8 protein-coding genes and 1 pseudogene are annotated in these 11,351 nt (G+C 41.4%); 4 read left to right on the forward strand and 5 right to left on the reverse strand.

Annotation, left to right across the window (positions count from 1 at the left end; all coding sequences use genetic code 11):
* Positions 1-27: 27 nt before the first annotated feature.
* The 4 genes and pseudogenes from JC606_RS19085 to JC606_RS19100 form a co-directional block, all read right to left on the reverse strand.
* Positions 28-1,770: pseudogene (locus JC606_RS19085) on the reverse strand (EAL domain-containing protein).
* 886 nt (positions 1,771-2,656) lie between these two features.
* On the reverse strand, positions 2,657-3,187 hold the full coding sequence (locus JC606_RS19090; protein ID WP_198779200.1) for a hypothetical protein: 531 nt from the start codon (positions 3,185-3,187) through the stop codon (positions 2,657-2,659).
* A 282-nt stretch (positions 3,188-3,469) separates the two neighbouring features.
* Entirely contained in the window at positions 3,470-5,413 is a 1,944-nt protein-coding gene (locus JC606_RS19095; protein WP_198779201.1) for a putative bifunctional diguanylate cyclase/phosphodiesterase, read from the reverse strand.
* Positions 5,414-5,524: 111 nt separating this feature from the next.
* A complete protein-coding gene (locus JC606_RS19100) occupies positions 5,525-6,082 on the reverse strand; it encodes a hypothetical protein (RefSeq protein ID WP_198779202.1) in 558 nt (185 codons plus the stop codon).
* A gap of 534 nt (positions 6,083-6,616) precedes the next feature.
* On the opposite strand from JC606_RS19100, the gene JC606_RS19105 reads away from it, so the two are divergent.
* Positions 6,617-7,306 carry a response regulator transcription factor gene (locus JC606_RS19105; RefSeq protein WP_008217338.1) on the forward strand — a complete coding sequence of 230 codons (690 nt, stop codon included), beginning with the start codon at positions 6,617-6,619 and terminating at the stop codon, positions 7,304-7,306.
* Entirely contained in the window at positions 7,299-8,648 is a 1,350-nt protein-coding gene (locus JC606_RS19110; protein WP_198779203.1) for a sensor histidine kinase, read from the forward strand. The genes JC606_RS19105 and JC606_RS19110 overlap by 8 nt, the downstream gene beginning before the upstream one ends.
* 105 nt (positions 8,649-8,753) lie before the next feature.
* On the opposite strand, the gene JC606_RS19115 is transcribed toward JC606_RS19110, so the two are convergent.
* Positions 8,754-9,290 (reverse strand): GNAT family N-acetyltransferase, encoded by a 537-nt coding sequence (locus JC606_RS19115; RefSeq protein ID WP_137407043.1) that lies wholly within the window; start codon positions 9,288-9,290, stop codon positions 8,754-8,756.
* Between the two features lie 224 nt (positions 9,291-9,514).
* On the opposite strand from JC606_RS19115, the gene JC606_RS19120 reads away from it, so the two are divergent.
* Both JC606_RS19120 and JC606_RS19125 read left to right on the forward strand, forming a co-directional pair.
* Complete coding sequence (locus tag JC606_RS19120; protein ID WP_137407044.1) at positions 9,515-10,789, forward strand: HD-GYP domain-containing protein; 1,275 nt, start codon at positions 9,515-9,517, stop codon at positions 10,787-10,789.
* 114 nt (positions 10,790-10,903) lie between these two features.
* Positions 10,904-11,206: a hypothetical protein gene (locus JC606_RS19125; RefSeq protein WP_233090489.1), complete on the forward strand. Its 303-nt coding sequence runs from the start codon at positions 10,904-10,906 to the stop codon at positions 11,204-11,206.
* The last annotated feature ends 145 nt before the right edge of the window (positions 11,207-11,351 follow it).

Consider the following 11,351-nt stretch of genomic DNA (forward strand, 5'->3'; position numbering starts at 1 on the left):
GAGCTATCCGGTACCTGATAAAAAGGATTAGCTAGATGTGCTTTGAGGACGGCTATAAAGGTAGCCCTGATGTAAGTTGTAGCCCAACTGACACAAGATATATTGTTGCCTGCGCGTTTCAACACCCTCATAAATCATCGTGATGTTTGATAAGCGGCCAATTTCAGAGATGTTCAGTAGTACACCTTGTTGATGTTCCCCTGATTCAATGTCTTTAACGAAACAGCGATCTAGTTTCAGGTAGGTGGGGGAGATCACGCTAATGATTTCGATGTTGTTGTTACCTGTGCCAAAATCATCCAAGGCGATGGTGATCCCGAGCTTCTTGATCGCTTTGATGTTATCGATGACTTCACAGCCATAACCAATGTTTGAGTACTCCGTGATCTCGACGACAAACTCATTCGCTTCCATTGCGTCCAAATGCTCTTTGAGTTTGGAAAAATTATTCCCTACTAACGCACTCGGGCATACGTTGACACCATAGATCTCATGGCTGTTGTGCAACTTGGCGTTTCTTACCGTTTCAATAAGCAAAATGGTATGAAAAGTCAGTAGGTTGGTGCGTCTCATCGTATTAATAAAGCTAAGAACACCGACATTACGTACCCGAGACAACAACTCGTAGTATAAAACGGTGTTGTCTTCTGTATTGATGATTGGTTCTTCTTCAAACGAGATGTGCTTCCAGCGAAAGAGATAGATAAAGAACCCTAGAATATAAGAGCGATAGAGTAGGGTTGCGAGCAATAGTGACAGCACGCCCCATAGTGCAATGATATCGTCACTATAGAAGGTGATGCTAGCACCGCTTGGTAATGGTGAGGTGTAAATTGACTGGCTGTTATTGCCAAGGTTGAGAATGTAGTAGCCATTCTTTTGAATAGAGACGGAATCAACCAGCAGAGGCAGTAATGAGTTTCTGTAACGCGCTTCAATAGAACCTTTGGAAATACGAACCGTTAGCTTGGTATTATTTTCAGAGTTACTGAAACGAGAATAAACAAAATCAGCACTATCGTAAAAATCATCAATCTGATCGAGCTCAACATACTGAGAACGACTCTTAGAGATGTAGCATGAACCATAAGGTGTAGTCATAACCACCGAATCGAGGTTAAGTGAGTGCCTTAACGAGTGTACCGCGCCCGCGCTATCACAGCCGTAATCCATTACCTCTTCTGCTATGTGCTTGGTGTTCTCGCTGTATTCATTAGCAATTTTCGTTGTATAAAGGATTTGGAAAAAGTAGACAACGAATAGAGAGAGTGAAGTCACAGTGAGTACGGTTATCAGAGACCTGATCAACTCCTTGTAATAAGTGTTGAGCATCAACTTTAGCATCAGTATCTGGCTAGGTTTGAACTGGTTGATGTTGTGCTTGGGGGCGATGCGGTTTTCTGAGCTTTTGTCGAGATCAATGAAGTACCCGACTTTATAGAGATTGGAAATGAGTTCGCTATTATTATCAACCTTTGCCTTCTTACATAGGTTTCGGTACTTCTTTCTTATAGAAGCGATAATGTTTTTTAATGCATATAAACTAAACTCTTCATCAAAATGTAATTTAAATGACTCCTCAACATCTCGGGCAGATTGAGGATTTGAAATTTAAGCATTTTCAATTAAATACTTGAAGACAAAACTCTCTTTACTATTAAGAGTTTCCTCTGATATCTTATTACTGTCTCTCTTTATATATATTTTTTCTTCATTATAGATTAGTTGCAAGCTTTCGTTATTGTTATTTATATTGAAAGAACAGTGCATAGCTCAACTCCTAAGCGATAGTTATTATATTTGTGTGATTGATATGTGTGGCTGGGATTGTCATTCAACCCAAGAGTCCGTTCTAAATAACATAACTAAAATGTCACCATTTCTCTCAAGATGTTGATACTAATCGCAGAATTCGGGCTGTAATGAAAGGTTGTAGAGATGTTCACCCAAAAGTTGAATTTATAAATGAAAGCCGTGGTTTTACAAGAGACAAGGGGGATTTATCCATTTGTTTTGGTATTTATCCATTTGTCAGCTTCTATATCGGCAGTTTCAGCTGCAATTTTAGGTAGTGCTAATATTGATGGGCGTGGTGTTTTTGAAATCTACTTATGAGGTAGATTTATCATAAATTTTCAGGATAAAGTTTAATAACTAGGTTTAGGATGATATTAATATCATTTAATTTCTAGTTTATATCTATTTATTTTTCAAACTATCTGTATTGACAAGGATATCATTAGTGGTTTTTTTATAGGCTTTAAATCATGGCTACTAACTTTTATTGATTAAAAATAAATCTGAATTTGATTTTTCAGGAAAGTGGCTAATTTTAGGTCTAGATGCAAGTGTAAATTGTGATATTTATTCCATATTTGTTCTGATTTTGGTTGGTGTTTACACTCTATTTTGTTAGGACATATTTTTAATCGATATGAGTCAGGCTTGTATAATATCTAGTACTCAAATTAAACCTTGTTATATTAATGGTTTAAATCAAATTTCACCCTTATTGATTGCTTTACAAACAGAAAGCCCCTAATTAGGCAGGCTAATAGGAGCTTTTGTCGACTTTCTTTTGCGGACTTCCTTGTTAGGCTTTCTTTGAAGCCATTTATGGACAGCTTTTCTTTTTACATAAATGGAAAGCTAAAGGTTAGAAGTTGAAGCTTGCTGTAACACGTACGACATCTTCTTCGAATGGTTTGGTGCTACCTGAACCGTCGGGTACCATTGCTGAATCATTGATCTTTCCGTAATCGACCGTTAGACCTATCATACGCCAGTTCACTGTGGCACCCACTGAACCATAAACATTATCGATATTGATGTCGTTGAAAGAAGCGTTTCCCGATTCCACATCGGCATTTAAGTAGTTGATACCAACCTTAGGGATGATATCAAACTCGGCAATTTCAAATCGGTAGCCAATGTTTGAATATAAGCCCCATGCATCTTGTGAGTTTGGCTCGTCCAAATCTACCGCTTCCGTGCCTAATGAGAAGCCACCACCGACAACAATATTATTCGATAGGGCTTTACTATGGCCAAAGGTTGCTAGCTCTTGATTCCCAATAAATGTCACACCGGCTTCAATAGAGTTGTCGCGGTCACCTGCGAGTGCAGACAATGGTAAGCAAGCTGTAACGACAGCGAAGGCTGGTAAGACTAAGTGGTTCTTTTTCATGATTCTCTTTCTCATTTTGTATGGACGAAATCAGTCTACAAAATATCGAAGCTCAAATATGAGTCGCCAAAAGGTTACATTTGAGCTGAACAAAAATTGACATAAAAAGCGGGTAACTAACTGAAGTATTGAGACAAAGTCGAGATTTTATGAGTGAGAAGCATACTGCAGATGAGTGTGAATAGCTCGCATGTTCAAGCAGGTTGTTAGGCCAAATACACGATGCTTGAGCCGATACTCGTCACTATTGTTTACTTGCCATTTCAAGTGAGTAACATTGACTTATCGAAGGAATAAAAATTTGCTTTCGACTTCATTTGAAGGGATTGGTTTACTAAATAAGAACCCCTGTAGATATTGGTAACCACAGTCGACCAAGAAGTCCTTCTGCGTTTCTGTCTCAACACCTTCCGCGACCACTTTTAGCCCTAACTTGTCACAGATAGCTTGGGTTGCTTGAACAATGGCTTTGCTGCCTTTGTGTGACCCGTGCACAAAACTTTTATCAAGCTTAACGGTACTAATAGGTAGGTCATGCAACATAGATAGAGAAGAGTAACCAGTACCAAAATCATCCAGATGCAGCTCCACACCCAACTTGGCAATGTCGCACAACGCTTGTCTAACTTCACCATGTTTGAAAATCATGGATGACTCAGTGATCTCAAGGGCGATACTCTGAGGCTGGATATTGTAGAAGTTGAGCATTGCAGATAGTTGGTCTGCAAAGGTTGCATGCATTTGAATACTGGAGATATTGATACTCATCATTAGCTGGTTATCAAATTTTCTGTGCCAAATGGATAGCTGCTTAAGTGCGGAGTTGAGCACCCACTTTCCAAGCGGAACAATCTGACCTGTTTCTTCTGCTAGAGCGATAAACTCGTCAGGTCTAATGTCTCCTAAATCTTTATCTGACCAGCGTAGCAGTGCTTCAAACCCTTTCACTTTATCACTGTTGGTATTCATGATTGGTTGGTAGTGCAGTGCAAGATCTTCATTCTCTAGAGCGCGAGCTAAACGATGGCGAATTTCTACTTTTCGATGAAGTGCACGAGCTAAGCTAGGGGTGAAAGTTTGGAAGCGGTTACGTCCGTTAGCTTTTGCCATATGCATTGCCATGCCCGCTTGTTTGAGTAATGACTCTTGGTCTATGGCATTATCTGGAAAGTTTGCAGTACCTATGCTGCAACCCACAGACAGAGTACCAATACCACTGATGTGAAAACTTCGGTTTAATGCATCAATAATGCGTGTGCAAAGCAGTGGGATGTTTTGGTTTCGACAGGCGTGAGCAATCACGATGAACTCATCGCCACCAAAGCGACCAATCATGCAGGTTTCATCAACTAGTTGTTTTAGGCGCTCACCGACTTGTTTTAGTAGCTGGTCTCCCACGCTATGCCCATAGGTGTCATTGACGAGCTTAAAGCCATCAAGGTCAACAAACATCAACTCAAAAGGAGAGCGGTAGGCAATACTGGTTTGTAGTAAGTTGGTGATCCCTCTGCGGTTATGAAGCTCTGTTAAGCAATCGTGCTCCGCGTTGTACCTAGCTTTTATCAGCTTTTCTTTTTGCTTGGTGGTACAGGTTAGGTCTAACAGTAGCTCACTCTTGTCGAACAGCCACTTACCTTGAACGTCAAAGTGATGGGTTTTGTCACCTATGGTACAGCTCACTTCTTCTAGGATCTCTTGCCCTGTTCGTGCTGAAAATAGCCAATGGGCTGCAGTTTCTTCGCTGGAAAGAAAATCGGAGAGGGTGGTAAATGGTGAACCATAGTTTTGGTTAAACGCGGAGTTAGTACTTACTATCTTACCTGAGCGGTCAAATAGTAGAGAAAGGTTCGCTCCGTCTGAGAAAGCGAGATCCTGCTTAAGACTGCCTTCTTCGGCAACAACTTGAACTAACATGCCCGTTCGAGCATCAGGTAAAGGGATACCAGAAAACTGGCATAGTGCGCGCTTGGCTATGTATTTGGGGGCGAAGTTCCACCATGTTTTGATGCTTTCACCACGTAGAAATTGTCTTTGATACTCTTCGAGAGTCGCCTCTATTGCCTTTGACATCTCGACACTAAAGTCGCGTGACGTCAGTTCAAACAAAGATTCCGCCTCCCACAAAGGAAGAGCACTTTGGTTTGCCCATGTGATTCTTTTGTTATCGATGTCATATATCCAAATAGGACACTTTAGGTACTCAAATGATTGATAACTTGTCATCATGCTCGACTCTACGTGAGGAAGTTTTAGTTGGATGCCACCGAGCAAGCAGGCCTACTTCGGTTACTTATTAATACAAATCAAACCCTCTCCATATTATTGAGAAAGGTGTGTTTATAGGTTTAATGAGCGGATGATCTTGGTCACTTTCCCTTGCGGAGTTGTCTCGATGATATAGCCTTTTTTATCATCGAAGATTTCACCATCAATAAAATGCCATCCATTTGGTTTCTTTATGATTTCCTTAGGGAAGTTCTCATCAAACATAGAATGATTTGGATAGACCGTTTCGATAGCTTCAAATAGGAGTTGCGCTTGGTCTTGATTCGCTAGGGTGAAGTCTTCTTTTAAGCACATGGTTAATTCAGGCAGTGGCTGAGTCGTAAACGGTTCAGTAACGGTACCTAATCCCCCTTTTTGTGAGTAGAAACGGTATGAGCCTGAACTGCTTTCACTGCCATCTGGAGACTTGATATAAGGCGTTGCACTGTAGAACTCACAATCAAAGACCATTTTTTGAATAATGCTGCTTTGCGGAGCGACCTGAATATCAATCCAAGAACTCACCTGAGATTGAATCTTTTTTATCGTTTCTTGCTTATCAGTATCAGCAAGTAATTGTGCTGAAAATAAAGCAGACGTAGCCAGTAACAATGGAAGCGGTTTATTCATTTTAAGAGGGTCCCTCTAAGGAGTGATTAAATGACAAATTACAAAGCGATCTATTGATTTTGTGAATGTTACTTGAAGTGGTAATGACTTTATAGGAAGGAATGGGGGAGAGAAAAAGGAAAGTGCTGATGAGTGATGCAGGTAATCGGTTTCCTTTAGTGGTCAGTCGAACTTTCTGGTTTTTTTATCTAAATGGAGTTTATTCCTTGGTTTTATAAACTGAGGTGTAACAGGTTGAAAGATGGTTGATTTGATTGTTTTTTGTAAACAATTTTAATGTAAGTGTGGGTAAGAAAATAAAGCAAGTGTAAGCGATTAGGATGGGATACGTCATTAAATGCAATCGGTGTCATTTTGCGGAGCCTATATAAATCGGAGCTTACAGACGACCTGGTGTCTGATTTTGTAAACGTAGATGTACAAATATGATTACTATGTTTTGCGTACGGTAAAGTGTTGACTCTAATAACAATATTGATGATATATGACCAGTATATATACTGCCCGCGCTTTTAATAAATACTGGTGATAGATATGTCGAAAACCAAAGTACTCATTGTCGAAGATGACCAAGAGATCGCTCGCTTAACCACACTCTACCTAGAAGCAGAAGGGTATGAAGTGAGCGTCGTTCATGAGGGAAACTTGGCACTTGAAGCTATCCGAAGTATTGAACCTGATTTAGTGCTATTGGACCTTATGCTACCAGGTATGAGTGGCGCACAAATCTGCCGAGAGGCTCGTGAGTTTTACAATGGAATGATCTTAGTGCTGACTGCCTCTGCAGATGAAATGAGTGAAGTAAGCTTATTTAAGTTCGGTGCTGATGATTATGTGGCTAAGCCGATACGAGGGCATGCATTGCTGGCCCGAATCGAAGCTCTGTTGAGACGTGCAACGCCGGTTACAACAACGGTGGAAACGGTGTCAGAAAACCAGTGTGAGATCGTCATCAATAGCGCAGCCCAAAGTGCCACTTTATACGGACAAAACTTGAAACTCACATCCGCAGAGTTTGAGATTTTGAACCTTCTTGTTAAGAATGTTTGCCAAGTCGTTACCCGTGACCAATGTTGCCAGCTATTTCGAGGAATAGATTACGCGTTTAACGATCGTTCGATTGATATGCGTGTATCAGGTTTACGCCGAAAGCTGCGCGTTCACGCAAAAGACAAACAGTTAATACGCACGGTACGTAATAAGGGGTACATGCTGGTTGCTTAAATTTATTAAAGAGAGGCTTCGCTCTGTTTCGATGTTTGCTCGGCTCTACCTTGGTATTGTTACAGGGATGTCGACGACAATCTTTTTGTTCCTACACCTTGGTGAAGGACATATGCGAAGAACAGAGATTGAGACTTTTCTCAATGATGGGTTGTACTTTGTTGAACAGTATATCCAGCATCGCGACAAAGAAGATTCGCTCTACAAGGAACTCGATAGAACAGGTCACCAACAGTTTTTTATTTTCAATTTACGCCTGTTAGAGAATTGGTCGGGAGAACCTCCTTGTCAACGATGTGAGTTGCATACCATCTTAAACGGTGTGCCTATTTACCTCAGCGAAAACAATTTGTACTCGGCTGTGTACCAACTGCCGAATTCCAAGTTTAGCTTTGCATTTTGTGAAGTCGGGGATTTCTTTTCTCCTGAAATTGAATGGTATGAGGATTCAGAGCGGCATTTTTTACTTGGACTTCTGCTCGCGGTCATCATTGCGATTGGAGCTAGTGTTTACTTACCGGTTAGGGGCTTTCAAGAGAGGATTGAGTCGTTAGTTGAGAAGCAGAAACAGTTTGGTAAAGGTAAACTGAGTACGCGTTCTGAGACTGAATATATTCATCCTGTTTCCGAGTTGGCTAGCAGTTTTAATTGCATGGCTGAAGAGATAGAAAGTAAGGTGAAAGAGAGCCATATATTTGCTCAAGCCATTCCCCATGAAGTTCGCACGCCGTTGAGCCGAATACAGTTAGCGACTGACATACTGAGACGAGGAGCGCCTGAGCAGCATCAAGCACTTTTCGATGATATCGATACCTATGTCGACGATATCAACGAACTCACATCAGAGATCATTATGCTCTCGAAGTTGAATGTTATGGACAATTCCTTCTTCGAGTTGGTGAAAGTAAGAGCGAGCTTACTTGAATATTGTTTAGACCGGATTCGATATTCTGAGTTGGACAATGTGACCTTTGAATCAAAGGTGAATCAAGACAGCACGATAAAGTGTGATTGCTCCATGGCTCGCTTAGTGTTTGATAACATCCTTAAGAATGCTGGCAACTATACTAAAGACCACGTTTGGCTGACTTTAGATGAAAACTCAGAAAGCTGGTTAGTGGTCGTTGAGGACAATGGGCCTGGTATTCCAGAGGAGCGTCGTGATGAAGTCTTTGTTCCATTTTCTCGATTAGACTCAAGCAGAAGCGCTTCAACCGGTGGTTTTGGATTGGGGCTTGCCATTGCCAACTCTGCGGCTAAGAAGTTAGGTTGGAGTATCAAGATCGATGGTAGCAGTCATGGTGGGGCTAAATTTACGATTGTAATTGCTAAGGCGGCTTAACCGTTATTTATCTTTATTGAATCTACACTCGTTTAGGAAAAACAAAAGCCATGGTTTGAACTGACACCGATTAGTTCAAACCGTGGTTTTTTTAACCGGAAACGGCTACTGTTTTGAACGGTGAAGACCATAGATTGCGTGGTCAACGATACGACCGTTCAAGTTCTCGCTACGTGTAATGATGCCTTCTAAATTGAATTGTAAGCGCTCACAAACCTTGCGGCTGCTTTGGTTCTCAACGGCGGCAGATATTTCAACTTTCTCTATATCTAACTCATTGAAAGCTATATCAATCAGCTTTTTAACTACACGCGTTACAATTCCCCTTCCTTGGTATGGTTCAGACAGCCAATAACCTATCGTTACTTTTTGCATATCATGATCAATGGTATTGAAACTACAGTTACCAACGATGTTGTCTTGGTACACGATGGCACAGGTCATGCTTTTACCTTCTGCGTAATCGTGTAATGAGCGCTGCACGAAGAGCCTAAAATCTTGTTCGGTTTTACAATGTGGCGGCCATGCAAGCCACTGACTTAAATACTCATTTTGACTTTGTGAGATTTCCGCGTAGTGAGAGGCGAAACGTTCTTCAACCAAAGCAATGGACAATTCGTCATCGATAACTGTTTTAAACATGCATTTCCTTTTTTTGACGGTTCAGTTGGATGGATCTTAGTCGGCAAAACATAATGTCGCCTGTTTTTTAATATGCAACCATTTGTAGCACGATTTTTCCGTGATACGTTAGATCTATCACGAAACTCATTAAACCTTACATTAGTTGTGTATATAAACATTAACTATGCATTAGTATTGGCAGCCTAAATATATAAGAACAATAAAAATTCTAGGCTTAAGTAATGAATCAACACTGCCAAGACGTAACCGTAGACCTTAGAAAGGCTCTATTCGGTATAGCTAAGGCGCTTGATAACGTAGGTTTTGAAAGCAAAAATCATGGGCAACGAGTCGGTTATATCGCTTACCGCTGTGCCCTTAGTGTGGGCTGGGAAGAGGAACAAGCACAGCTTGCGTTCTCGTTGGGGCTCATTCACGATTGTGGTGTATCCCAAGTTGATGAACAGCTCAGTTTGGTCTCAGGTTTTGTTCCTGACTCCACCCACCACCATTGTCAGAAAGGCTATCAAATATTAAAAGAGTGTCCCGTACTTTCGATATTCTCTAAACCAGTGCTTTACCATCATACTCCTTGGGTGGAGCTTAAAGCGTTACCTATTAGTGAATTAGAGAAAGAACTGGCCGCGATTGTCATGCTTGCCGATAGGGTTGACTATCTCTATGGCATCACCTCTTCCGATCGCTATGGCAACCTCACCCCAGATGGAAAAGCGAGCATTATCGAACGTTTGACTGAACAAGCGGACGAGATGTTCGAAACCAACCTTGTGCAACATATGTGTGAGCTTGTCGACTTGGATGATTTCTGGTTCTCGATGGAGATCCCTTACATTGAAAACATGAGGGATAACTTTGAGCCCGTGCCTTTCTTTTCTCAACAGATGTCGTTGGATGAAACGGTCGCTTTTGCAGAGTTTATTGCCAATGTGGTGGATACCAAGAGCTCGTTTACCTTTAAGCATTCGTTGAAGGTGGGGCAGCTTTCAGAGTATTTAGCTAAGCAACTGGGTTACTCATATACAACGCAGCGTAAGCTCTATTTAGCAGGGTTAGTACATGATATCGGTAAGCTGCAAACGCCAAGTGATATCCTCCACAAACCAGACTTACTCACTGATGAGGAGTATTGCTGTATTAAGCGCCATGCAACGGATACAAGGTTCGCACTACAAGAGTTGTTCAGTTCACCTCAGATTTGTGAGTGGGCGTCGAATCATCATGAAAGGCTAGACGGTTCTGGTTATCCAATGGGTAAAACAGCAGAAGAACTGGATCAGCCCAGTCGAATTGTAGCGGTTGTCGACGTGTTCCAAGCATTGACACAGTCTCGTCCGTATCGAAAGGGAATGACACTGGAAGAGGCGATGGCGATTTTGACTGAGCATGTTGAGAACCATAAGCTCGACCGTGAAGTGTTTGAGTGTTTGAAGAAGCACGCTCAGTATTGTTTTGAGCTATCGACTGATAAGTGGGCTTACCCGATTTACGAAACGTGAGGATCTTGGAGTCGTTTCAATCCCTTCTCATTTTATTCATGGCGCTTACGATAACTTACAGTGATTGAGCAAGGCTACTGATATGGTTGTAAAAACCATTAAAGGAATAGGCTGTTGAGAACGAAAATCATACTGCTAGCTTTGGTTGCCGCCTTATCAGGTTGTATGGATGAAGGTGGCTACGATGAAGCCGGTTTGGAACAACTAGTCGATCGACAAACGAACATTGAAGATGTGACTGATCGATTAGGTCAGCCTGATCAGGTCATCAACAGTGATGGATCGGTTGCTTATATTTATGAATATGAGCGCGATCTTCTCGCTTTTACGTTTTATAACGGAGAGTTGTTGTTCAAGGAAAGAGCCGCTAACGACGGTCTTTATGATTTTAAGATGATTAAACTAAGCGTTCAGTAAACGGTAAGTACAATCAATCGAGTTTGATGATCAACGGACATCGACTAAACAGAGACAGAAAAGCGATAGCCGAGGCTATCGCTTTTTATTGGTTCATCGCGGCTTTCCGGGGAAAGCCGCTTTTATCTTCAAGAAGAAGTAGTCT

Source organism: Vibrio sp. IB15, from assembly GCF_016406055.1.
Taxonomy (GTDB): Bacteria; Pseudomonadota; Gammaproteobacteria; order Enterobacterales; family Vibrionaceae; genus Vibrio; species Vibrio chagasii.

Bases quoted from the DNA above. Each gene is read 5' to 3' on its own strand.
- JC606_RS19090 (WP_198779200.1), bottom strand. From the start codon at position 3,187: ATGAAAAAGAACCACTTAGTCTTACCAGCCTTCGCTGTCGTTACAGCT.
- JC606_RS19095 (WP_198779201.1), bottom strand. From the start codon at position 5,413: ATGATGACAAGTTATCAATCATTTGAGTACCTAAAGTGTCCTATTTGG.
- JC606_RS19100 (WP_198779202.1), bottom strand. From the start codon at position 6,082: ATGAATAAACCGCTTCCATTGTTACTGGCTACGTCTGCTTTATTTTCA.
- JC606_RS19105 (WP_008217338.1), top strand. From the start codon at position 6,617: ATGTCGAAAACCAAAGTACTCATTGTCGAAGATGACCAAGAGATCGCT.
- JC606_RS19115 (WP_137407043.1), bottom strand. From the start codon at position 9,290: ATGTTTAAAACAGTTATCGATGACGAATTGTCCATTGCTTTGGTTGAA.
- JC606_RS19120 (WP_137407044.1), top strand. From the start codon at position 9,515: ATGAATCAACACTGCCAAGACGTAACCGTAGACCTTAGAAAGGCTCTA.